The following is a 25,358-nucleotide window of genomic DNA, read 5'->3' as shown; positions in this document are numbered from 1 at the left end:
GAGGATTTTATCTATGGCATTCAAAGACTTATTTAAATTTTTTACCAATAAACAAAAAACACAAAAAACAGAAGAAACAGAAGAAATGGCAATGTGCTCATGCGGAAATATGTGTAAAGCATCTGATATCGAAGCCGAGAAAGCAAAACAAGCGGCTTGCTGCGACACAAGCACAGAGGACTTGGCTCAGGCTCAAGCATCTCACGGCGAAGGCGCCTCAGTGAAGGTGCTCGGCTCTGGCTGCCAAAAATGCAACGACCTCGAAGCCGCTACAGCAGCTGCTCTGGAAAGTCTTGGAATGGACACCACTATCGAGCACGTTAGAGACTTTGCGCAAATTTCTAGCTATGGCGTTATGTCTACCCCGGCACTCGTTGTTGACGGCAAAGTGGTATCATACGGCAAGGTATTACAGACAGCTGAAGTTACAGAAATTCTTAAAAAAGCTAGAGCATAACCAACCTATGCATCAGCGGGCACGGCTATCGCATCTGCTGATGCAAAATTATATAATTGATATGGAGGATTTAAGAATGACAAAAGAATCAACAAGTTCGGGGATTGGATTTTTCGAAAAATATTTAACTGTATGGGTCATCTTATGCATGGCTATCGGTATTTTAATTGGTAAGTACATACCTGCTGTTCCAAGTTTTCTCGACAAATTTGAATATGCCAACGTTTCTATTCCTATTGCTATACTCATATGGTTGATGATTTACCCTATGATGATGAAGGTTGATTTTGTTAGTGTCAAAAATGTAGGCAAAAATCCAAAAGGTCTTTTCGTTACATGGGTTACAAATTGGCTAATCAAGCCTTTTACAATGTTCGGCATTTCTTGGGTATTTTTCTATGTTATATTTAAGGGGCTCATCCCTGCAGATCTAGCGCAAGACTATTTGGCTGGTGCAGTATTGCTCGGCGCTGCACCTTGTACTGCAATGGTATTTGTATGGAGCCACCTAACTAAGGGAGATCCTGCATATACAGTAGTTCAAGTGGCAACCAACGACTTAATTATCCTTATAGCATTTACGCCAATCGTTGCCTTTCTATTGGGAGTTGGCGGAGTGAGCGTTCCTTGGGATACTCTACTTTTATCTGTTGTATTATTTGTGGTGATTCCATTAATTGGCGGCGTTGCGACCAGAGTTGCTGTTGTAAAAAAACACGGCTTAGACTATTTTCAAAATGAATTTTTGGCAAAGTTTTCAAACGTTACCATCATCGGATTATTACTTACTTTGATCCTTCTCTTTTCATTACAAGGCGAAGTGATTTTGCAAAACCCATTGCATATTTTATTAATAGCAGTGCCGCTAATCATTCAAACATTCCTCATCTTCTTTATCGCCTACTACGCATCAAAAGGATTAAAACTTCCGCATCAAATAGCCGCACCTGCAGGAATGATTGGAGCTTCCAACTTCTTTGAACTCGCTGTCGCTGTTGCCATCTCATTATTTGGTGCCGACAGTCCTGTCGCGTTAGCCACAGTGGTGGGCGTGCTGGTCGAAGTTCCTGTTATGCTAATCTTAGTCAAAATAGCAAATAAGACTACACACTGGTTTCCAGAAAAATAAACTTTTGCAACTGCATCTTCCGAGTCTTCCGAGGATGCAGTTTTTTTTGTGTCTGAAATAATTATTTTATGATATAATAGCATCATTGCCTAAAGCTTAACAATGGGAGGTTTAATCATGACAGACTTAAATCAGATCTTTTCCAAATATAAAATTACCGAAACAGAAGCGCAACAGCAAATAGCCAAAGACCTAATGAAATTTCAAAACGTCGCCCTGGGACTTAGCTGCGACCAAATCACCTTCAACCCCCAAATAAATCAGTACTACCAAAATATATATAAACTAAAGACCATTTTGCAAGCCGAGTGCTTCCGTCTCCCCAAAAGCATTTTTGACAAATTTGACGAATTCATCGCCATATGCAAAAACCCCGAATTTCATATAGCATTGGTGGGCGCTATAAAGGCCGGAAAGTCCACTCTTATAAACTCATTACTAGGCCAAAATTTGGCCTCCACCTCTGTTATTCCCGAGACAGCAGTTTTAACCAAGTTTCGCAAATCTGCTACTACAAACTACATCCGCCTCACCTTTTATACGCAGCAAGAGTGGGACGAATTACTAAAAAGCGTTCAGGAGGCTAAGGCAGAAATATTTATAGATACGTATATCCAACTTGGTGCTGATATCGAAAAAGCCAACTGGATCGATCACAAACCCATCACATATAACTTTACTTCTGCATCAGATATTACAAAGTGGACTTCATCTCGCACTGCGACGCATTATTTTGTTAAAGAAGTTGAAGTCGGTCTCATCAATACGAATATTCCAGAAGGCATCGTCTATGTGGACACTCCCGGCCTCGATGACCCTGTTACCTATCGCTCAAATATTACCAAAAAGTATATTGCACGTGCCAATGCTGTGTTAGTTTGTGTGCGATCAGATAGCCTAACGGGAGGTGAGCTTGGCACTATATATGGAGTGTTTTCTCATACTAACCCCGAAAAAGTTTATGTTATAGGCACCCAGCTCGATACGCTAAACCGCCCTAACGTCGACTGGGCCATGCAACGAGAGTCGTGGCTCGATATCATAAGCCGCAACGACTGTTATGGCAGCAGATCGCTTGCAGACAACCATCTTATCGCCGTCGCCGCATATATCTACAATTTGGTTATTCATTACGATACTCTCCACGAAGATGATTTATGGGACCTCGAAACCATTGCTCGCAAATTTAGAATAAAAGAATTTGAGCATCATCTTGACCAACTCAAAGATATTTCCAACGTTCCCATTCTTCTCCATAGGCTCAACGATGAGATTCTCATAAAGCACCGGCAACTTCTTGTTTCTGATATAGAAAATCGTTATATTCATCTTAAAAACAATGTTATTGCCCTACTTAGCGACATTAAAAATAGTCAAGCTCAAATTTTGGAAGCTAGCAACCAACAGATTGATGACATTAAGCAAAAGCTCCAACAAAGCCACAGCGAACTCGTTCGATACAACCAGGAACAACAAAACTTGGAGCAAGCCATGAGCCAGATTATACAGTTGACGCATCAGCGCGCCCAGGAGCTATCCCAAACCATTAGGCAATTGGGAGGTGCAAAATGATAGGCAGCGTGTTGGCCTGGGTCGCCAAAACTGCAATCGTTGTATTTCCAATTTTATCCACAGTCAGCCAGCTCTTCTCTAAAACTAGCAGCCCCGTTAGCGCCGAAATCGCCAAGCTTCCAGCTATACCCGAGGGATCCGAAACCGTTGCCTCCATCATGGCCATCAATATGGCGTTCCATGATATGCTTGCCGGGGCCCAACTCCCTCTATCTCAAATCGAAGACGAAATTATGGCAACCATCGCTTGTGCCGTAGAAGATTTTATCGCATATGCGCAAGAACACGCCGACACATTACAAGCATCGAAATTTCGGCATAAGCTCGAGCAATCTCAACAAAACATCAAGGGGGTTCTCAATAGAGCAATCCAAAGCGAAATCTCTCCAAATAATTTTAGATGCCGTGAAATTTTAACGTTGCCAGCAGGCGCGCATAAGAAAGCCGTCATGGACTCTTTTATACAGCAGGCCTTTGCAAAAACGATGGAACTCGTTGTTACACAAGTGGAAGCCGAAATGCTGGCACTTACCGAATACATCAAAACTGAGCTTGCAGAAAATCTCGCTATCGCTACAACCAACTCTCAAGACCATGCAGTAGCTTGCAAAAAACTCTCAGCTGCCAATACGCAGGCCACGTTCGATGTTGTTGTATCTGCTGGCACCAAAATTGCTCTTGCAGACTGGCTCATCGATGCTAACGCCGAAGTCGATGCTGCAGTTTTCACCTATACCGATACCACATAAGCCTGGCCCATCGATGCTACTGCCAAAGTCGAGATCACCGCTTTCACTTATGCTACTGCCGAAGTCGATACCGCCGTTTTCACTTATGCTACTGCCGAAGTGAGGTCTCAATTTTCACCGATGCTACTACCAAAGTCGAGGTCGCCGTTTTCACCGATGCTCATGCCAAAGTCGAGATCACCGCTTTCACTTATGCTATGCCAAAGTCGAGGTCGCCGTTTTCACCTTATGCTAATGCCGAAGTCGAGGTCTCCGTTTTCACCGATGCTCATGCCGAAGTCGATACCGCAATTTCACCGATGCTCATGCCGAAGTCGAGGTCTCACTTTTCACCGATGCTACTACCAAAATCTAGGTCGCGTTTTCACCGATGCTATGCCAAAGTCGAGGTCTCACTTTTCACCGATGCTCATGCCGAAGTCGCGGTCGCCGTTTTCACTTATGCTACTGCCGAAGTGTCGCCGTTTTCACTTATGCTACTGCCGAAGTGAGGTCGCCGTTTTCCGATGCTACTGCCGAAGTCGCGGTCGCCGTTTTCACTTATGCTACTGCCGAAGTCGAGGTCGCCGTTTTCACTTATGCTAATGCCAAAGTCGAGGTCTCCGTTTTCACTTATGCTACTGCCAAAGTCGAGGTCGCCGTTTTCACCTTATGCTAATGCCGAAGTCGAGGCCGTTTTCACTTATGCTAATGCCGAAGTTGAGGTCGCCGTTTTCACCGATGCTAATGCCGAAGTCGAGGTCTCCGTTTTCACTTATGCTAATGCCAAAGTCGAGATCAACGCTTTCACTTATGCTACTGCCGAAGTCGAGATCACCGCTTTCACTTATGCTACTGCCGAAGTCGAGGTCGCCGTTTTCACCGATGCTACTGCCGAAGTCGCGGTCGCCGTTTTCACTTATGCTACTGCCGAAGTTGAGGTCGCCGTTTTCGCTGATGCTACTGCCACATAAACAACAAAAAAGTTCTCCAGACCATATGCACGGCTCAGAGAACTAGCTTTTTTATCTATATTTTAGTAGTAGAATCCACTGCTATCATAGTTTACAAATACTTCACCTTTCGAATCTACCAAAGCTCCCGATAGCGATCCGTCTGCTATACTAGCGCCGAGATTCGATTCCAAGTATTGCCCCACCTGCTCTAGAATCGTTTCTGCCGCAGCAACTTTGTCATTCGCAATTAAGATGTCGTACCACACATCTTCATCGTTTTCTTTAAAATCAAAATTTGCTTTAACGCTAAATTTATCTTCGTTATCGTTTATGGCTACTTCTATGATTTCAACATCCGCTTTATCTGTTGCCGATGACAAACTTAAAACGCCATTAAACTGCCCTTCTATTACGTAATACATAAGGTCATCGAGCATATCATCTGAAGTTTTTTCTGGCTCTGTTGTACTTACTTTATCTTTTTTGAGGCTAAACTCTAGCATTTGCTTATCTTCATCCGCATCGACTATTTCGCCTTTTACTGCCATATTGTCATCGAGCTCTTCGGAAATCAAGTCATATGCCGATGCTAGGAATCCTCGCAAATCTGAGCCCGCTATATCTCTATATGCATTTAGGTAATCTTCGCCATCAAATTCGATATATAACCCCACATACCCATCGTCATCTTCTATATCAAATTTCCACTCAATGCCAGCAAAACCGTCTAACTCGTCTTCTAGCTCTTCTAGCGCATTTTCCATATCTCGGTCATCATATTTAACATCTTCTAGATCGTCTCGGTCATCATCTTCATCATCGTCCGCATCTTCTAACTCTACCCCGTCCGCATCTATTGTAAACTCTATCATTTCTTCTTCTATATCATAGTCGTATATCGAACCTTTTACATCGGCATCATAGCCAACTTCTTCTGTGATTATAGTATAGATTTCTGCCAAAAATCCCTCTAAGTCTGCATCCGCGAGATCTTCATATGCATCTATATACTCATCACCATCGAAATCTAATGTTACCCCTATTGCAGATCCTCTTTCTTCTACTGCATACTTCCACTCTATTTCAAACACCTCGTCGTATTTATCTTCGAGAGTTTCTAATATTTCCTCTGCCGCTTCATCGCTTATTACTACATCCGATATCTCAAGCTCCCCTTTTTCATAGGTAAACTCCACTAGCTCTCTCTCGTTATCGTCATCGTATATATATCCTTCGATCGGCAATGCGTCTCCTAGCTCTTCTACCATTACCTCACATGCATATGTTATCATCGAATTTCGTCTGGAGGTGCTGATATCTTTGTATTCTTCCAAATACTCGTCACCATCAAATGTAACGTCTAGTAACACGTATCCTCTGTTTACCACTATATCAAATTCCCACTCCACTCCATATACATCGCCAAATTCGTCATACAATATGTCTATCGCATCATCGATATCTTTTTTTGAAATAGATGGAATTACGCTAGTACTTGGATTTGTTGGCACTGTTGTTGGGAAGACCGGCAATATCGCAGGCGGCGGTGCAGTTAGATTTCCTGGTATATAATTTTGATTCTTCGGCACATATTTGTTATTTACAACTTGGCCATTTACTTTAACTTGTACTGTTAGATCCGAAATATTTCGCAGATTTGCTGTATATGGCGCTATCGTTGAGCTTGCTAATAGCATATTTCCCGACCAATATTCCACCATTAGCTCGTTTTCATCGTTAGCAAATGGATAGTATACGCTGGATCTAATTTCCATGGTAGGAGATGTTTCTAGACCCGTCGCTGTAATATTTTTATACGTTGTTGCAGCTGAAGTGCCATAGTTTTTGATAAATATTTCGTTTGTCAGCAACTCGTTATATAACGCTAGCATGTATGGATTATCATAGAGCGCATAGCTGTTATCATATGGCAAGCTGCTATTGAAATAATTGATACCTTTAATTTGCGGATATTTATATAGCATTTCCGTATATGCCTTTTGCATCTGATTGAGCGCCCAGTTGGTTGTGTCCTGGCCTAGCTTTCCAACCCAATGATGATACCCTGTTTCGGTGATCATTATCGGCTTATTTATATAGTTATTTCGCATAAATTCTACAACCGACTCAACTCGTTTTACAGGATTTGCATTCTCACCTGTTAGGAAAATGGTATCGTTCATTTCTTTAGACTCTGGATTTGGATCTATTGCATCTGCAAAATATTTTTTCGGGAATAAACTGATTCCAACCCAGTCTACATACTCATTGCCAGGGTAGAACATTTCAAATGCCGCATTGCCAATATCAGCCGGCGACCACACCATTCCTATGTTGTCATATTGTTTTGCCCTCGACGCAACATACCTAAAGCTGCTAATAAATCCGGCTGGGTCAAGTTGCCCTGTTGCCGCATTGATGCCACTCTCATCCGAGTTCATTTTTCCCCCAAAATTTATTAGGATATCTACATCTAATTCTGCCAAATATTCCAATGTATCCTCTATGTACTCCGTCGGTTCAGCTTGCAGTCTATAGTCGGGATGATATGCCGTATTCAGATCACTACTCATCGTATCCCAGTTTAGTAATACCAGCTTATTGTGCTCTTCGGCTAACTCAAATACATTGCTATAATCTTCTTCATCTTGCCCAAATTTTAGCTCCGCTACTAGAATTGATTCCTCGTTTGGATACTTTGCGCGTATTGAATTATAGTCGTAAACTTCCCCTATAGCTGGATCCGCTTTATACGATGTCCCATATAATACTCCACTTGTCGGCTCAAACTTTGCTCCAAAATATGGCGTATTGGTAGCAACAGATTTTTGAAATACATCGATTGATGGCTCTAATATATTAATTTTACTTTCCGCATATGTTGTGTCGTGCCCTCGGCTTTGCGCAAAAGGTAAATACAATTGAAAATACTTTTTAGCATTTACTATATCTCCCAAAGTTGAGAATGCCAATGCTGACTGATAATAGTGATTAAGTAAAATATCCGTTCTGGAATCGCTAACTGGCTGCGGCTCCATTATGTCGATGATTTGCTTTGACGCTGTAATTTGCGCGGGAATATCGTTTGCTTCCGATGCGATTGTATAGGCATCGATAGGCCCCCATATTGTATTTGGTAAAGTTGCAAATGCTGGAACCGTTCCAAACATAGCCACCAATACCGCAATAGTTACTTTTCTTAATAAAGACATGTTATATATCACTCCTTTATATCTTTAATATGTAGAGTATACCAAATTTTGCCAAACTAGTAAACAAAAATCATTTAGACTTTTCCATATTTTTTTTATGCCCACACCAAATAATTTTCAAAAAAGGCTAGTAAAATTGAGACATTCATGTTAAATTATGGCTATAGGAGGATTTACACTAATGAATAAAAATTTTTATATAACAACACCAATTTATTACCCGAGCAATAAGTTACACATCGGGCATTCTTATACTACGGTTGCCGCTGATGCGATGGCTCGATACAAACGCCTGCGAGGATACGACGTTATGTTTTTGACTGGAACCGATGAGCATGGACAAAAAATCGAGCGCCGCGCAGCAGAGGAATCAAAAACTCCACAACAATTCGTTGATGATATCGTAGATTGGATCAAAGATTTGTGGAAGCTTATGGACATCTCTTACGACAAATTTATCAGAACTACGGATCCGGAGCACAAGGAAACTGTGGCCAAAATATTTAAGAAGCTATACGATCAAGGAGATATCTACAAAAGCACATACGAAGGTTTATACTGCACTCCTTGCGAATCATTTTTCACAGAACTGCAGCTTAATAACGGCAAGTGCCCCGACTGTGGAAGAGAAGTCGAAAAAGTTAAGGAAGAATCATATTTCTTTAAGCTATCCAAATATCAAGATCGTCTTATCAAGCATATAGAAGACAATCCCGACTTTTTATTGCCTCAAACCAGACAAAACGAAATGCTCAATAACTTTTTAAAAGTAGGGCTCGAGGACTTATGCGTTTCTAGAACTTCATTTACATGGGGTGTTCCTGTAAGTTTTGACGAAAAGCACGTAGTATATGTGTGGCTCGATGCGCTATCTAACTATATCACAGCTCTTGGATACCTAACCGACCACGACCAAGCATTTAACAAATATTGGCCAGCCGATGTGCAACTTGTGGGCAAAGAAATCGTTAGATTCCACGCTATCATATGGCCAGCTATTTTGATGGCACTAGGCGAAGAGCTGCCTAAGCAAATTTTTGGACACGGATGGCTTGTTATCAATGGTGGCAAGATGAGTAAATCCATTGGCAACGTGGTAGATCCTAGCATTTTGGTAGCAAGATATGGCTCTGATGCTATACGATATTTCTTACTTCGCGAAGTTGCATTTGGGCAAGACGGCAATTTTTCGAACACTGCACTAATTGCGAGAATGAACTCCGATCTATCAAATGACTTTGGTAACCTCACTTCTCGAACTGTTGCTATGATCGAAAAGTACTTCGACGGCCAGCTGATTGGCCCAGGACATGCAAACCGATTCGATGCGCACGTCAAACAAACTATAAAAGATAATATAGCGCTAATGGAAGAAAACATGGAGAAGTTGTTCTTTAACGTTGCATTAGAACATATCTGGACCATCATTAGACGCCTTAACAAATATATCGACGAGACCACCCCTTGGATACTTGCAAAAGATCCCGATCACAAAGACCAATTGGCAGGCGTACTATATGTACTAGCCGAAGGCATTCGCATCGTTAGTATTATGCTCGAGCCTTTTATGCCTACCACCCCTGCAAAAATATGGGCACAGCTTGGCATAGAACCCGGCGCACTAACTGCCTGGGAAAGCATCTACACCTTCGGATCCCTAGAAATTATCAATGCCAAAAAGGGTGAGAATCTATTCCCTCGCATTGAAGTGGACAAAGAGCTCGCTGCACTCGAAGCTGCTCAAACTCCGGCGACGCCTCCAGCAAAAACTCCTGCAGAAGAAGTACCAGAAATTACCATCCACGATTTTGCAAAAGTAAAGCTTAAAGTTGGCGAGGTCATTGCATCTGAGAAAGTAAAAAATACTGATAAACTTCTCGTATCTAAAATCCAGATTGGCGACGAAATACGTACTATCGTTTCTGGCATTGCCAAGTATTATACTCCCGAACAGTTTGTTGGCAAAAAAGTTGTGGTTGTTACAAATCTCGCTCCTGTCAAACTGCGCGGCATTGTTTCTGAAGGTATGATTTTATGTGCAGAAGATGAGGATCAAAATCTTATTGCTATAGCTCCCGAAAAGGATATTGCTACCGGTTCTAACATCAGATAAATAATATTGCTCAACGATTCATTGTACGATATAATAAAACTTGCAGCCTATGTTGGGTTGTAGGTTTTTTATATTATAATATTACGGAGGAATCACATGAAAAAATTCTTATTTTCGTTGCTTTTTATCGCACTCGGCGTGGCGCTGGGCGCTGCCATATTATTTTCTGGCTTAAACTATCTACTCGTTTTATTACTTATCGCATCCACCATCTTGCTACATACTATCGCTCACGAATTAGGACATCTAGTTTTTGCTTTGCTTACAGGCTTTAAGTTTGTTTCTATAAGCCTATGCTCTCTTGCTATATATAAATATCCCGATGGCTTAAAGATCAAAACATTTAGCCTAGCCGGTGCTGCCGGATTTTGCCAAATGTGTCCTCGCAATAGCGTTGAAAAAACCAGTTTTTTCCTATACTTATTTGGAGGAGTTCTTGCCAACATAATTACGAGCCTTGCTTTTGTTGCACTACTGTTTTTTGTCACCAATATATATGCAATCATATTTTGCGTCTCTGCCATAGTCATCGGAATCATATTTGCTACTCTAAACGGAATACCTCTAAACCTCAACATAGCTAATGATGGCAGGCTACTTACAACCGTATACCATTCACCAGAAAATAAGCTTGCTTATTATCAAAATCTAACATCTCTCACAGCGCATACACATGGCGCCCTGCTAAGCGAATTTTTAGCAGCCCATCCTGTCACAATTCTTTCCCCAGTAGATTATTCTAATGTTACTAAGCTAGCATTAAAATTTACCGAAATCGCGGCATATTACGAGCGGCTACAGTTCGATGCCATTAGAAGTGAGTTTAACAAGATGAGTAAATACGAATATACTTTACCTACGGTTATACATTTTGAGTATCTGAAAGAGTTACTATTTCTCGATATCGTCACAGGCAATAGAACTTTAACCACCATAGCAGATGGCACCGTTAGCATTGCAACCGAAAACGAAGAAACCGACAACCTCTACGCCGCTGTTTCATCGCATCTAAAGCAAAATCATCTCAGTAGTAAACGCATCTTATATGCCTATTATTTACTATACAAACGCGACGACCTTTCTGCCGCAAAAGTAAAAGCTGACTTCAATGCCCTTGCAAAGACCTACCCCATTCTCGGTGCTATCAAGGCAGAACAAATTTTAATGAATTACATCGATACAAAACCCAACCTCAACGTTTGCCATATTCCTCCTTATATTCCTAGCGCAACCAATGCTCATATTTAACGCAAAAAAAGGACTATTGCTAGTAGTCCTCATTATTCTTCTTGTTCATTTACTGCCGCCATTCGTTTTTTGGAACACTTAATCGCAACATAGCAACTTCCAATATATATCACAGCGATTACAATCATTCCTATTATATTTTCAAACGTAAATAACTGCGTAAAAATATATGTTATTGGACTTCCACCTTGATCCAATGCTGCTATCATATGAGTTCCATCAGTACTTCCTGTAGATGTTGCCAGTGCCGTCATCCATGGTATTGTTTGATTTGCAATCCATATTGTCATATACATAATTAGTGAACCCGAAAATAGGGTACGAAAAATATTTCCCTTATGCACTGCAACAGCTATTGCAATAAAAAATCCGATAGTTGCTAAATCACCAAATGGCATAACTCTGTTTCCAGGCACTAATACGGCGATTAAAAGTGTTAGTGGCATAAAAATTAGACCAGCTGTTATCACTTGCGGATCTCCTAACAATATTGCAGGATCTAATCCTATGTAAAATTCTGAATTCCCAAACTTTTTTGTCATAATTTCTTTTGCACGATCTGATATCGGAAGCAAACCCTCCATAATACATTTTACAACTTTCGGCATCAATACCATTACTGCCGACATCTGCACACCCAATGGCAATGCTTCTTGAGCAGAATATCCTGCTAAAAATCCAACGCCTGTTCCCAATATTGCGCCTATTGTAATCGGCTCTCCTAGTATACCCACTTTTTCTTGGAGTATATCTGCTGTAATATCAATTTTATTTAGCCCGGGAATTCTCTCTATTATTTCGTCTACCACACAAGCGATAGGTGCCATATAAGCAGATGTTCCATGAGGCACTGTTATTCCATCCAATTCAAAATAATCTACCATCATTGGAGCCCACAGATCTCCCAATTTATATGCTATTGCTGCATGAACTATAACTCCCAATATCCCAATCCAAAAATTTCCTGTCACTACATAAGCAATAGCACCAGTGAATGTCATATGCCAAATGTTCCATATATCTATATTAACGGTTTTTGTAAGTTTAAATGTTAGCATCACAATGTTTACCACTATTGCAAGCGGGATAGCAATCGTTGCTATTTCTGAAGCCCAAGTCATAGGAGATGCTCCTGGCCAGCCTATATCAATTACGCTCAGAGATAAACCAAATCGCTCCGACATCGCCGCCGCCGCGGGCCCTAACTGCGAGTTCATTAAATCCACTATCAAACCCAGTCCCACAAATCCTACACCTATCATTAAACCTGCGCGTATTGCTTTTCCTACCTTAACTCCAATTAGTACACTAAGGATGGCAATAACAATTGGAAGCATAACAGATGCACCCATATCAACAATATAATTAATCCCTGTTTCTATACCCTCCCACATAATCTCATTCCTTTCTTAGTTTTGTAGTATATCCAAAATAATTTTCTCAGTTTTTTCAATACCAATTCCCGAAATAAACGGCATACCTTTAACCAATGGGATTCCATAATCTCTTTTGACATTCGAAGTGGTTACAATCAGTTTTGCACCAGATAAATTTGATTCAATTTCTGAAATTCGAACCTGGCAAATATCAATATCTATGCCATTTTTTTTTCCTAATTCCACTACTTTATTTGCTGCCACTGTCGATGTTGCCACGGCGCCTCCACAAGCTACGATTACTTTAATTTTCATTTACTTTAGCTCCTTTGCTTTTATAATTTCTACAATTTCTATTTTATTTTTAGATTTTAATAGTTTTTCTAGTATCTCTCTATCTTGAATAATAGCCACTATTGCCTCCAATTTATCGAGGTGAGCATCTGGATTATCAATGGCTAGCATAAACACTAGTCTCACCTGTACAAATTCATCATCTGTCCCCATTTGCACAAATGTTACCGATTTTTTAAGCGTTGCAACAGCCACGGCAGCCCTATTGACATGACTAATATCTGTATGCGGAATTGCCACCCCTATGCCATCAATATCCAACCCTGTAGGAAATTCTTTTTCTCTTGCAATCAACGCTTCTATAAATGTCTCTTTACAATATCCTGTATCAACAAAAGTTTTTCCTACCTTTTGCATAACCTCTTCCATCGTTGTTGCGTCTACTGATATATGAACCAAGTCTACTGATATATGAACCAAGTTATTTTCTAACTCTTCCCATATCATCTACCTACCTCCTTTCGTCTATATAAATATGGTAACATACATTTTGTCTTTAGAAAAGTTTAAGTTGCTTCATTATTTATGAAAATTTCTATACTTATACAATAAATTTGATTTTTTATTTGTATAATTTTAGTATTTTATATTATTTTCATATCTTTTTATTATATCAAATATTTCTGTTGCAGAGCCAGCAATACTTAAGTCATCTCTAAATTCTTTTAATGTTAATAAATTTATTAGATTAAAAAAAGCTTTTAGATGCGTAATAGAATCTATTGCACTAAGACAACATACAAATTTCACAGGATCCAATTCTTCAGCTCCAAAATTTACTCCTTCTGCCAGCCGAATTAAACTCATTCCTACTTTAAATGTTCCTTTGTCTATTGATTCATGAGGCAATGCAAATCCAGGTGCTATCACAATATATGGACCATTTTTCTCTATATTATTTATCATAGCATAAATGTATTTCTCATCTATATACTTTTTATTCAACAATATTTCTGCAGACTTCCATATCGCATCTTTCCAATCTCTACACACTATATCCACCCTAATGTGATCAGCTGACAACAACTCTTGTAATCTCGGAGAGGTCTTACCAAAATATTGTGTCAGCTCTTTTTCTATTTCTGGCATCACTATTTCGGCTTTTGACACAGAGTATCTTTCTATAATAGTACTAATAATTACTAACACTTCATTTAGATTAATTTCTTTTTCCAATTTTTCCATTTTATTGTTATTCTGTTCAATAGCAGTACATACATGTATCGTTATATAGTCTATTTCTGTATTAAGCAATATACGATCACTATAATTCTCAAATACATCCAAACATTCTTTTACTGCCTCTAACACAGCAACATTTTCTTCTATCACTTCTGCTATTGCAGTATTATCAGCATAAGGTATCAATTCGGACATCAGCATATATTCCAAATGAGCTGATAAATTATTAAAAAAGTTGTAATCATTATTTAAGTTGATATCAAGTACTTCAGAAATCTTACTTATAAACTTTCGTGCGATAATCTGAATTTTAACAGAATCTACATTAAATGTTTGATTTTCCATATATCTACATTTTGATAATAATACACTCAGGTAATAAACTTCACCTATCTTATATTCTACTTCATTATATTGTAAAATACCTCGAATAATATCCTCTGCCAATACTATATATTCTTGAACCGCTTCCACTTTTTCTTCTATATAATATCCTCTCAAATTTCGTTTCAACATCACGCATAAATATTGATAAATACTACTTTGAGCTCTTTCCATCAAAAATTTTTTATGCGTATGTTCTATTTCATATAAAATTTCTGCTATCATCTTTTTAATTACATCAGACGAAATAAAGCTATTCATAAAACTATAGCTGCTATTTACTTTCACCAAAAACCATCGTTTATCAAATTCAGTACCATCTGCTATTAGACCTTTATGGCGATATGAATTAATAGTAATGCCATATGAGATAGCTACTTTTTTTATATCGATCAAATCATTTATAATTGTTGCTCTACTAACACATAAAATTTCTGCCACAGTTGCCAAGGTTATATATTCTCTAATATCTACAATCAAAGCAATAGCCATCAAAACTCTTTCGGTCTTCGATAATCTGTATACATAAAAATCTTTATCTATACATTTTAATATTTTTGCAAAGTCCGTCGCAACTACTATAATACCTCCATTTTTTAGCTCCAAAGTATTTAACTCATATTTATACAATAACTCATTTATAATATTAATATCATTGCGTATTGTTCTGGTAGTTACACCATATTTTTCTGCCAACATATCTAATGTCATATTCTTCTTTGCTAATATTTGCATTATTTTTACGATACGCTTATTCATTGTCGCCACTCCTAATCTACTGTAGTAACTACAATCTTACTAAGAAATTTATCACTCTTCAAGGGAGAGCATATGTTTGCAATTGTCAACCAGTTGTCCTACTCTTGGTTGACAATCGCTTTCTTTTATATTATACTGTAAATCGAGGTGATATTAATGACAAAAAATGATCTAATTAAAATATTAAGCAATAACCAAGAACAGTATCTATCTGGCGAATTTCTTGCTCATCAATTAGGTGTATCTCGAACTGCAATTTGGAAATATATTAATTCTCTCAAAAATGATGGCTACACGATCGATGCCATACGAAACAAAGGCTATCGACTTGACCCACAAAACGATATTCTAAATAGCGAAATTATATCGCAATATCTTTTGGAGCCCTCAATGTTTAATATCGAATGCTATGATGTAGTTTCCTCTACCAACCTACTTTTAAAGCAGCGCTACGCTGAACCCGAAGGGCTCGTTATCATTGCAAATGCTCAAGAAGCCGGAATGGGCAGAGTTGGTAGAACTTTCTTCTCTCCAAAAAACTCTGGCATATATTTTAGTGTACTTCTAAAACCAAACGATAGCAATACAGTCAACTTTGTAACCGCAATGGCTGGAGTGGCCGTCTGTAAAGCAATTACCAAAATTTTTAATCTTTCTCCCAAAATCAAATGGGTCAATGATATCTACTTAAACAACAAAAAAATATGTGGCATTCTAACTCAAAGCTCTTTTAGTCTCGAAAATAATACCTCCGAATATGTGATTTTAGGAATCGGCATCAATGTGTATTCCCCACCAGAGGGCTTTCCAAGTGAATTGGAAAATATTGCAGGAAGCATTATATCCAGCAGGCAATCACCGTGCGAGAAAAAGTATAAACTAAAACAGCACCTTCCAGCAATATGGTTGGTGCTATTTCTATTCTCAATATTTTCAATATTCTCTATCAAAACTTCATTTTATTTACCAATCCAATTCCTATTGCGTCTCCCACAATGCTGCTGTCAATTATCTCCTTTACCACCGCATCGTAGATCTCAATCGCCATCTCTATAGCCTCATCATCTACAACGCCCTGATAAAAGTTGCCTACCTCAAATATAGCATCCTCATATAGCTCATTCGCTGCGTAAATCACATCTCTTTCTATATACGCATCTTTATAAAACTTTTCATAAAACTCATCTACCCTATATACTATATCTTTATATACGTTATTTATCTCTACTACAACATCCTCATGTACATACGTATCCTGATCAAAGTTTTCATAAAATCCACTTATCTTATATACAACATCCTCATAAAGTGTGACTACATCCTCTTCAGCATCTTCATATGTACCCTCTTTGGCAAAACTTTCATAAAATTGCACCTGATATATATTCTCCTTACGCGGTTCACTCACATCATAACTGCTAACCCCGTTCGTCTCATCCACATCATCTATCTCATCAGTATCTACAAAAAACTCATTTATCTTATTTACGATACCTGAATATACCTCTTTTACCTTGTTATACAGATCCTCCATTGCACCTGCGACATTCGTTTGAAGCTCGCCATTATCCTCGCTTGCTATCTGCTCATCTGCGACGACATCTTCTTGAAACCCTTTTACTGCACTTACGATATTGTCATACAACTCTTTTGCCTGGTTATACAGATCCTCCATTGCACCTGAGACATTCGTTTGAAGCTCGCCATTATCCTCGCTTGCTATCTGCTCATCTGCGACGACATCTTCTTGAGACCCTTTTACTACATTTACGATATTGTCATACAACTCTTTTACCTGGTTATACAGATCCTCCATTGCACCTGAGACATTCCTTTGAAGCTCGCCATTATCCTCGCTTGCTATCTGCTCATCTGCGGCGACATCTTCTTGAGACCCTTTTACTACATTTGCGATATCGTCATACATTTTTTTTACTGCATTTACGATATTGTCATACAACTCTTTTGCCTGGTTATACAGATCCTCCATTGCACCTGAGACATTCGTTTGAAGCTCGCCATTATCCTCGCTTGCTATCTGCTCATCTGCGGCGATATCTTCTTGAAACCCTTTTACTACATTTACGATATCGTCATACCACTTACTTATCACATCTGCAAATCCATTCTCACCTTCAGTCTCATTTCCATTTTCTACCACTTCTGCAGCTCCAGTAATATCTACTTGAAGCCCACTCAGTACATATGTATCTCTTCTAATAGTCTCCCTACCCACCGCGTTTTCGCCATCTGATACATACATAGAAGCTGCCGCCACAATAGCTATCACCAAAGTAGACATTAGCATTCTACTCAATAATTTCATTACACTGCCTCCTTTTACAATTTTTTCCTACTTCCTTTTTAGCGCCTCTTTTATTAGATCATCAGCTTTCATACTCTTTTTTTTAGATTCGTCCTCATCTTCTTCAGCCTCTTCACCTTCTATAACCTCTTCATCTTCTGCAACTTCCTCATCTCCTGCAAAGTACCCCTTTATGCCGCTCACCGCTTCATCGGCCATACCTTCTGCAAAAAATATAACAAAATTCGTAATACCAACTATTATTATTGATATTATCACTTTTTTTACTTTTCTCGTTGCCAACTTTTTTTTGAAATTTTTTATAAATTTTTTCCTAGCTTCCTTCTGTTTTTGAGCCTTCGCTTTTAGAGCTAGCTTCGTTGTCTTCATTTTTTTTACTCCCTTTAGATTTGCGAAGCTTATCTTTTTATCTTTTGCAGACTTTCCAGCCTTTGCTTTTTTACTTGTCGCTCCCGATTTCGTTGCTTTCTTTTTTGTGATTTCAATATGAATTTTGCCGTATCGATTCGTGGAGTTTTTCCGGTTGCTCTGATCTGTAGCTTTTTCCCATTTCGGATTTGCAAATGCTGAAGCTTTTGCCGCATTCGTTTCCGTGTTGTATTCCAGCTGCTCCTGCTCTGTAGTTTTCCATTTTCAGATTTGCAAATGCTGGTGCTTTCGCCGTATTCGATTCTGCTGGAGTTTTCCCCGCTGCTCCCGTTTCTGTAGCTTTTCCCATTTTCAGTTTTGCAAATGCCGGTGCTTTCCCCGTTTTCGGATTTGCAAATGCCGGTGTTTTCGCCGTATTCGATTCTTCTGTTGGATTCTCCGCTGATTCCGAAGATTTTCCCATTTTCAGATTTGCATATGCTGGTGCTTTCGCCGTTTTCGGATTCGCAGATGCTGGAGCTTTCGCCGTATTCGATTCTGCTGGAGGTTTCTCCGCTGCTCCCGATTCTGTAGCTTTTCCTATTTTCGGATTTGCAGATGCTGGAGCTTTCGCCGCATTCGATTCTGCTGGATTTTTCCCCGCTGCTCCCGTTTCTGTAGCTTTTCCCATTTTCAGTTTTGCAAATGCCGGTGCTTTCCCCGTTTTCGGATTTGCAAATGCCGGTGTTTTCGCCGTATTCGATTCTTCTGTTGGATTCTCCGCTGATTCCGAAGATTTTCCCATTTTCAGATTTGCATATGCTGGTGCTTTCGCCGTTTTCGGATTCGCAGATGCTGGAGTTTTCGCCGTATTCGATTCCGCTGTTGTATTCCCAGCTGCTCCAGATTCTGTTGCTTTTCCTATTTTCAGATTTGCAAATGCTGAAGTTTTTGCCGCATTCGATTCTGCTGTTGTATTCCCCGCTGCTCCAGATTCTGTTGCTTTTCCTATTTTCAGATTTGCAAATGCCGGTGTTTTCGCCGCATTCGATTCCGCTGTTGTATTCCCAGCTGCTCCAGATTCCGTTGCTTTTCCTATTTTCAGATTTGCAAATGCCGATGCTTTCGCCGTATTCGATTGAGATGCTGGAGCTTTCGCTTTTCAGATTCGCAGATGCTGGAGCTTTCGCCGTTTCAGATTTGCAAATGCCGGTGCTTTCGCCGTATTCGATTCTGCTGTTGTTTTCCCAGCTGCTCCTGACTCTGTAGCTTTTCCCATTTTCAGATTTCCAAATGCTGGTGCTTTCGCCGTATTCGGATTCGCAGATGCTGGAGCTTTCGCCGTATTCGATTCCGCTGTTGTATTCCCTGCTGCTCCTGACTCTGTAGCTTTTCCCATTTTCAGATTTGCAAATGCCGGTGCTTTCGCCGTATTCGATTCTGCTGAGTTTTCCCCGCTGCTCCTGACTCTGTAGCTTTTCCCTATTTTCAGATTTGCAAATGCTGAAGTTTTTGCCGCATTCGATTCTGCTGGAGTTTTCCCCGCTGCTCCCGACTCTGTAGCTTTTCCCATTTTCAGATTTGCAAATGCCGGTGCTTTCGCCGCATTCGATTCCGCTGGAGTTTTCCCCGCTGCTCCTGACTCTGTAGCTTTTCCCATTTTCAGAATTTCCAAATGCCGGTGCTTTTGCCGTATTCGATTCCGCTGGAGTTTTCCCCGCTGCTCCGATTCGTTGCTTTTCCTATTTTCAGATTTGCAAATGCTGAAGTTTTTGCCGCATTCGATTCCGCTGGAGTTTTCCCCGCTGCTCCTGACTCTGTAGCTTTTCCCATTTTCGAATTTCCAAATACCGGTGCTTTCGCCGTATTCGATTCTGCTGTTGTATTCCCCGCTGCTCCCGACTCTGTAGCTTTTCCTATTTTCAGATTTGCAAATGCCGGTGCTTTCGCCGCATTCGATTCCGCTGGAGTTTTCCCCGCTGCTCCCGTTTCTGTAGCTTTTCCTATTTTCAAGTTTCCAAATACTGGAACTTTCGCCGTATTCGATTCTTCTGTTGGATTCTCCGCTGATTCCGAAGATTTTCCCATTTTCAGATTTGTAAATGCTAGAGCTTTCGCCGTATTTGATTCTGCTTTTTTTACATTCTCTTTAAAATTTTCTTTGAAATTCATTTTGTCCTCCAATTCTTCTTAACTTGTTTCATAATTTGATATCATTTTATTCAAAATACTTAATATTATATTATGTGGACATGATTTTGAATATGCACAAAAACTCATAGACATGATTTCTGAAATTTCAATTTGTTTCATCCAAATTATACTCTTTACAAATTTTATTTTTTATACTATAATTCATTATAATTATTTATTATTACAATATGACTAACCATCTACTTCAAAACGGTTACTGCTTGTAACAGTACATTTTTTACTACACTATATTTAGGAGGAATTTTTATGATGACATTAGATCATACTGTTCAGATAACATCTTTAGCAGGTACCCCGGAAAAGGCAAACTTGTCGTATTTACCTGACTCTGTTTCCCTTGCCGACAAACAAGCTACCCCGACCACTAGGGCCGCCGCTGCATTTTTGCGGTCTTTGTCTGCTGCTAATCAAACTTTGTTTGGGCATCAAAACGATCTCACTCACTGTGTATATTCCAATGCAGCTGGTGGCTCTGATGTTAAAGAAATTACCGGCACTTATGCTGGCCTTGTAGGTTTCGATGCCGCCACATTAACTGGTAGCGAAATAGAGGCAACCTCTCTTGCTGATGCGTTTGCCAAGAGTGTTGAAATCACAAAACAAGCTGCTAGCGAAGGCGCTCTCATTACTTTATCTGTTTATCCACCCAATTTTACAGATTCGCGATTTGATATATCTGATGGCGACTATGATTATTTCGGAGCCAGTTTTATAGATTCTAAAAATTTATCTGGCAACCCTGTCGCACACATCTTGCCCGGAGGTAAGCTCAACGATAAATTTAATACGTATCTCGATATAATCGTACAATACGCTTCCGCCATAGGAGATATCCCCGTACTATTTCGTCCGTTTCCCAAAAACAATGGCGGCTGGTTTTGGTGGGGCTCTGCTCTTTCTATCAATACGTACAAATCTTTATATAGATACACTGTCGATTATTTAAAAGACAATGGTGTACATAATTTTCTATATGTATATTCACCAAACGGACCTTTCGACTCTATTGGTCATTATCTCGAAAAATTTCCCGGAGATGACTATGTCGATATTATGGCATTCAACTACTACTGCGACTACTCAATTGCTGGTGAACAATATAACACTCTGTATATAAATACACTTCAAACGTCTTGTAAAATTCTTGCTGAAGCTGCAATGATTAAAGACAAAATCCCAGCCTTATCCGAAACTGGTGCGAGCATTCGCCGCGCAGATGGCTCCAAAAATGGCTTAGATATTACGAATAATCCAATAGCAAACCAAAACTTTTTTGCTAATATTTTCAAAATCGCTCAAGAATGCGGATTGGCATACACCCTTTTATGGGCCAACTTTACTGCCGATGATTTTTTTATACCGTTTAAATATAACGCAACCTCCGGGCATGAAATGATTAATGAGTTCATAGATTTATACAATACAAGCGGAATTATTTTTGCCACAGGCACGAATTTTTACGATACCACCCCTCATGTTGAGGCCACATCAGAACCACAACCTCCCACTGGATATTTGCTAGCTCCACACGATATGCAAACCATACTGAAACCTACAACGTTCATCGGTGTTGCTCAAAACGCAACAGAAGTAGAGTTTATGATTTCTGATTCTGCATCTGGGATCATCAGTTTTCCTGCTACACTCAATGAGGACGGGTTATATATCGTAACATTTTCTGAAGACGATATCGCTTCTATTATCCCAACCAACACAGCCGATATTTCACTACTTGCTGACGGAAAACTATTAGGACAGGTTTCATTTATTAGCATCGGCAAAGAAAGACCTTCTCCTCCGCAACATATCTTTGAAAACTTTGAATACTACTTTGGTTACGACGAAGTTGTTCGTTTGGCATATGGCGACTCTACCGCTGCCGCCGGAAGTAGCGCATCATTTAATTTGTATCCTCAATATGAAGGACTAGGGCAATTTATGGGACAACTAAACTATACGCTAGATTATCGCGGAACTACTGTATGGGCAGGCTTTGTTTCTGGCAAAAAGATTAAAATCTCCGAAGAGTTTAATTACAACGCACTTAGTATGTGGATTCAACCCGATGGGTATGGCCAAAAATTTGTGGTTCAGCTATCAACTGCACAGGAAGAGTTTGAAACAGAACTTACCGACTTTATGAAAACTACTGAAGCCAAATACATCACCATCCCATTTGATCAATTTATTGGTCAAAGATCTGGTAAGCCAGTTAATCCTGCAGAGATTAAATCTATTCAATTTTGGTTCAACTCTGTATTCGAAAATGTCGCATCGTTACCCGACGACGGCTTGTTATCAAAACAGGGTGACCACTATATTTTAACGTCTTTTATATTTATAGATGATATTACGGCTATCAAAGTAGAGCCGTCATTGGTCTCCAACGCACCCGTTATATCTGATGAACCTCTTGTTCAACACGAAGCACTAGATCTTAGTCTATCCCGTGAACTTTCAGAGCTTCAGGATAAGATTTCCATATTTTCGCTTATCTAATATATGCACGCCATAGCAGATTCTTTCGCTGCTACGGCCTTATTTATGCGCATACTTTTATCATTTTACCTGTATCTTTGCCGTCGCTTCACCCAGTTCTGGCGCCGTTGCTTTTAGAGTTAGCGTTCCCGCCGCCGACGATTTGGCTATCGCTACCAACTTTCCGCTAAATGCCTCACAGTATGGCTCTGTAAACATTCTTAACGATGTCGCATCTCCAGCATCAGCGGCTACATACTCTCCGCCATCTACTGTTAAATCCACTCTGTTATTAGCTTTTGGACACAGCACGCCGTCTTTATCCAAAATTTCTAACACAAAGTATATTAGATCTTCTCCATCGGCTTTGATTTCGGTTCTCTCTGGTGTAATTTTTATTTGAGCCGGCTCTCCAGCTGTCTTTATTGTTGCACTCATTTTGGTCTTATCTTGCGCAACTACTGTAATTTCTCCTGGCACAAATTTTATATATTTCCAAATTAACCTGTTAGATAAAAGCTCATCGTTTTCATCTTTATGCTTAATTCCATATGAAACTCCGTTTACAAACAACTCCGCTTCTTTTGCGTGTGTATAGCAATGGATATCTACTACATCTCCTTCGTTCCAATTCCAATGTGGCAATATATGGATAAATTCTTTATCTGTCCACGCCGACATATATGAATACGCACGATCTTTTTTTAGCCCTGCCAAATCATATATTCCAAAATATGAGCTACGCGATGGCCACTCCAAGCGATACGGTGTTGGCTCTCCCAGATAGTCAAAGCCTGTCCACACAAATTCTCCTAGCAGATAGTCATTTTTCTTTTGCACATATATTTCTCGTTCTGGATAGTATGCCCAAGCCGGCCCTTCCATATCGTATGAGCACATTTGCAAGTCTTCCATCGGCTCTGCTATTGATGGGTAGCGCTTTGGCAGATAGTAGTGCCCGCGAGAACTTAGGCAAGATGATGTTTCGCTACCATATAATACTGCATCTGGATATGTGTTATGAAAACGCACATACTGATGCGGCTTATAATTGGCACCAACTATATCAACTTCTGCTGCAAGCCCATTAGTAAATGCTCCTTCTGTGTTATTAAATCCTGCCGTCGTAGGTCGTGTTGGATCCTCTTCGTGGCAAATATCGCTTAAAAATTTTGCATACTTCCAGCCATATATCAATCGTTGCTCTAATATTTCGTTGCCTATCGACCACATTATAATAGACGGATGATTGCGATCGCGTTTTACCATCGTGCGAATATCTTTTTCACCTTCTTGATTAAAGTGCTTTCCGTATCCGTTTGAAACTTTTTGGATTTTCCATTCATCAAATGCTTCATCTATTGTTACAATTCCATACCTATCACACGCATCTAGATATTCTGGAGATGGCGGATTGTGGCTAAATCTAATCGCATTTACTCCTATATCGATTAACTTTTCAATTTGACGATTGATAGCAGATATATTAACCACGGCTCCTAGCGCTCCCAGATCGTGATGCATGCACACACCGTTTAGCTTTGTATATTTATTGTTGATATATAAGCCTTTGTCTGGGCCGTAGTCAATTGTTCTAATGCCAAATTTAGTTATTGCGATATCTGCTTCTTTTCCTTTTATATATAGTTTTGCTTCGAAGGTATATAAATACGAATTTAATATTTCCCACAGATGATAATTTTCAAGTTCTAATTCTCCAGAAAACTTTGCTTTCGTTGAAGTATATTTTTGAGATGCTACCAATTTACCTTCTTGGTCATATATTGCAACATCGAGCATATACTCTTGTTCATTAGTTGCCACGTTAATATCGAATGCTACTTCTGCGCAATCTCCCTTTACTGCCGGACGTATGAACAATGGCAAATATGGAAAATATTCACTGCCTTTTTGAACCAAACGCACATTTCTATATACTCCTGCTCCTGGATACCATCGCGACGCATTGCCTTCTGGGCGCACCGAAATAGCCAGCAAGTTGTTTTCTCCAAACTTACAAGCACTAGTTATATCTACACTAAACGATGAATAGCCATAAATTCTGCCACCCACTTCAGTTTCATTTACATATATCGTACTGTTACACATGATTCCATCAAATTCTAAGAATACATTTTTGGCATCTTTGTCCACAAAAAATTCTTTGCGATACCAAGCCCAATCGGTAATTGGCAACGCTCCGGTTCGCCCAACATGAGTAATCTTATCGTGGATTCCATCGGCTTCCACTTTTTCGCCTTGTTTATCGTTATCCGGAGAAAAGGGTCCCTCTATCGCGTAATCGTGTGGTACAGATACTATTCTAAAATCTGAGTCGTCAAAATCTATTCTATATGCATCGTTCATTTCACCTTTTTTGAATTTCCAATTATGTTTCATACATACCTCCAAAACTTGTTATTGAACTATCTTCTAGCAGACTATCATATCAGTAAAATTTTTGCAAGGCTCACCTGTTATAAAAACACTAGCGATTGCCAATACTGCTTATATACTATATA

Annotated in this window: 20 protein-coding genes; 9 read left to right on the top strand and 11 right to left on the bottom strand. The window is 39.6% G+C overall.

Annotation, left to right across the window (positions count from 1 at the left end; all coding sequences use genetic code 11):
• Positions 1–13: 13 nt before the first annotated feature.
• The 5 genes from PCY70_RS02440 (at position 14) to PCY70_RS02420 (ending at position 4,860) form a co-directional block, all read left to right on the top strand.
• Positions 14–457, top strand: a complete 444-nt coding sequence (locus PCY70_RS02440) for a thioredoxin family protein (protein ID WP_330697038.1) — start codon at positions 14–16, stop codon at positions 455–457.
• Between the two features lie 76 nt (positions 458–533).
• Positions 534–1,586, top strand: a complete 1,053-nt coding sequence (gene arsB / locus PCY70_RS02435; protein WP_305768309.1) for an ACR3 family arsenite efflux transporter — start codon at positions 534–536, stop codon at positions 1,584–1,586.
• A gap of 117 nt (positions 1,587–1,703) precedes the next feature.
• Positions 1,704–3,158, top strand: coding sequence for a dynamin family protein (locus tag PCY70_RS02430; protein ID WP_305768308.1), 1,455 nt, complete (start codon positions 1,704–1,706; stop codon positions 3,156–3,158).
• Positions 3,155–3,907, top strand: coding sequence for a hypothetical protein (locus PCY70_RS02425; RefSeq protein WP_305768307.1), 753 nt, complete (start codon positions 3,155–3,157; stop codon positions 3,905–3,907). The genes PCY70_RS02430 and PCY70_RS02425 overlap by 4 nt, the downstream gene beginning before the upstream one ends.
• Positions 3,908–4,413: 506 nt before the next feature.
• Positions 4,414–4,860 carry a hypothetical protein gene (locus PCY70_RS02420; protein WP_305768306.1) on the top strand — a complete coding sequence of 149 codons (447 nt, stop codon included), beginning with the start codon at positions 4,414–4,416 and terminating at the stop codon, positions 4,858–4,860.
• Between the two features lie 62 nt (positions 4,861–4,922).
• On the opposite strand, the gene PCY70_RS02415 is transcribed toward PCY70_RS02420, so the two are convergent.
• Positions 4,923–8,054: a glycoside hydrolase family 26 protein gene (locus PCY70_RS02415; protein ID WP_305768305.1), complete on the bottom strand. Its 3,132-nt coding sequence runs from the start codon at positions 8,052–8,054 to the stop codon at positions 4,923–4,925.
• A 181-nt stretch (positions 8,055–8,235) separates the two neighbouring features.
• Between PCY70_RS02415 and metG the strand changes: the two genes are divergently transcribed.
• Both metG and PCY70_RS02405 read left to right on the top strand, forming a co-directional pair.
• Positions 8,236–10,167 carry a methionine--tRNA ligase gene (metG, locus tag PCY70_RS02410; protein ID WP_305768304.1) on the top strand — a complete coding sequence of 644 codons (1,932 nt, stop codon included), beginning with the start codon at positions 8,236–8,238 and terminating at the stop codon, positions 10,165–10,167.
• Positions 10,168–10,263: 96 nt separating this feature from the next.
• Entirely contained in the window at positions 10,264–11,415 is a 1,152-nt protein-coding gene (locus PCY70_RS02405) for a site-2 protease family protein (RefSeq protein WP_305768303.1), read from the top strand.
• Positions 11,416–11,447: 32 nt separating this feature from the next.
• Here PCY70_RS02405 and PCY70_RS02400 read toward each other — a convergent pair whose 3' ends face one another.
• The 4 genes from PCY70_RS02400 to PCY70_RS02385 all read right to left on the bottom strand — a co-directional run bounded on the left by PCY70_RS02400 (position 11,448) and on the right by PCY70_RS02385 (position 15,470).
• Positions 11,448–12,809 (bottom strand): PTS galactitol transporter subunit IIC, encoded by a 1,362-nt coding sequence (locus tag PCY70_RS02400; protein WP_305768302.1) that lies wholly within the window; start codon positions 12,807–12,809, stop codon positions 11,448–11,450.
• A gap of 15 nt (positions 12,810–12,824) precedes the next feature.
• Entirely contained in the window at positions 12,825–13,106 is a 282-nt protein-coding gene (gene gatB / locus PCY70_RS02395; protein WP_305768301.1) for a PTS galactitol transporter subunit IIB, read from the bottom strand.
• Positions 13,107–13,592 (bottom strand): PTS sugar transporter subunit IIA, encoded by a 486-nt coding sequence (locus tag PCY70_RS02390; protein ID WP_305768300.1) that lies wholly within the window; start codon positions 13,590–13,592, stop codon positions 13,107–13,109.
• A 129-nt stretch (positions 13,593–13,721) separates the two neighbouring features.
• Positions 13,722–15,470, bottom strand: coding sequence for a BglG family transcription antiterminator (locus PCY70_RS02385; protein WP_305768299.1), 1,749 nt, complete (start codon positions 15,468–15,470; stop codon positions 13,722–13,724).
• A 156-nt stretch (positions 15,471–15,626) separates the two neighbouring features.
• On the opposite strand from PCY70_RS02385, the gene PCY70_RS02380 reads away from it, so the two are divergent.
• On the top strand, positions 15,627–16,526 hold the full coding sequence (locus PCY70_RS02380; RefSeq protein WP_305768298.1) for a biotin--[acetyl-CoA-carboxylase] ligase: 900 nt from the start codon (positions 15,627–15,629) through the stop codon (positions 16,524–16,526).
• On the opposite strand, the gene PCY70_RS02375 is transcribed toward PCY70_RS02380, so the two are convergent.
• The 5 genes from PCY70_RS02375 to PCY70_RS02355 all read right to left on the bottom strand — a co-directional run bounded on the left by PCY70_RS02375 (position 16,417) and on the right by PCY70_RS02355 (position 20,316).
• Positions 16,417–17,796 (bottom strand): hypothetical protein, encoded by a 1,380-nt coding sequence (locus PCY70_RS02375; RefSeq protein ID WP_305768297.1) that lies wholly within the window; start codon positions 17,794–17,796, stop codon positions 16,417–16,419. The two genes, PCY70_RS02380 and PCY70_RS02375, sit on opposite strands and share 110 nt — an antisense overlap.
• Before the next feature lie 27 nt (positions 17,797–17,823).
• A complete protein-coding gene (locus PCY70_RS02370) occupies positions 17,824–18,165 on the bottom strand; it encodes a hypothetical protein (RefSeq protein WP_305768296.1) in 342 nt (113 codons plus the stop codon).
• A 112-nt stretch (positions 18,166–18,277) separates the two neighbouring features.
• On the bottom strand, positions 18,278–18,949 hold the full coding sequence (locus PCY70_RS02365) for a hypothetical protein (RefSeq protein ID WP_305768295.1): 672 nt from the start codon (positions 18,947–18,949) through the stop codon (positions 18,278–18,280).
• Between the two features lie 357 nt (positions 18,950–19,306).
• Positions 19,307–19,804 (bottom strand): hypothetical protein, encoded by a 498-nt coding sequence (locus tag PCY70_RS02360; RefSeq protein ID WP_305768294.1) that lies wholly within the window; start codon positions 19,802–19,804, stop codon positions 19,307–19,309.
• A gap of 2 nt (positions 19,805–19,806) precedes the next feature.
• Positions 19,807–20,316: a hypothetical protein gene (locus PCY70_RS02355; RefSeq protein WP_305768293.1), complete on the bottom strand. Its 510-nt coding sequence runs from the start codon at positions 20,314–20,316 to the stop codon at positions 19,807–19,809.
• Positions 20,317–20,604: 288 nt separating this feature from the next.
• Here PCY70_RS02355 and PCY70_RS02350 point away from each other — a divergent pair, with 288 nt between their 5' ends.
• A complete protein-coding gene (locus PCY70_RS02350; protein ID WP_305768292.1) occupies positions 20,605–22,857 on the top strand; it encodes a glycoside hydrolase family 26 protein in 2,253 nt (750 codons plus the stop codon).
• Between the two features lie 60 nt (positions 22,858–22,917).
• On the opposite strand, the gene PCY70_RS02345 is transcribed toward PCY70_RS02350, so the two are convergent.
• The gene (locus PCY70_RS02345; RefSeq protein WP_305768291.1) at positions 22,918–25,236 is read right to left on the bottom strand and encodes a glycoside hydrolase family 2 TIM barrel-domain containing protein; all 2,319 of its coding nucleotides are present in this window, start codon (positions 25,234–25,236) and stop codon (positions 22,918–22,920) included.
• Positions 25,237–25,358 lie beyond the last annotated feature (122 nt).

Source organism: Candidatus Epulonipiscium viviparus (assembly GCF_030708075.1).
GTDB classification, from domain to species: domain Bacteria; phylum Bacillota; class Clostridia; order Lachnospirales; family Cellulosilyticaceae; genus Epulonipiscioides; species Epulonipiscioides viviparus.
This window is presented reverse-complemented; position numbering and strand designations above follow the sequence as displayed.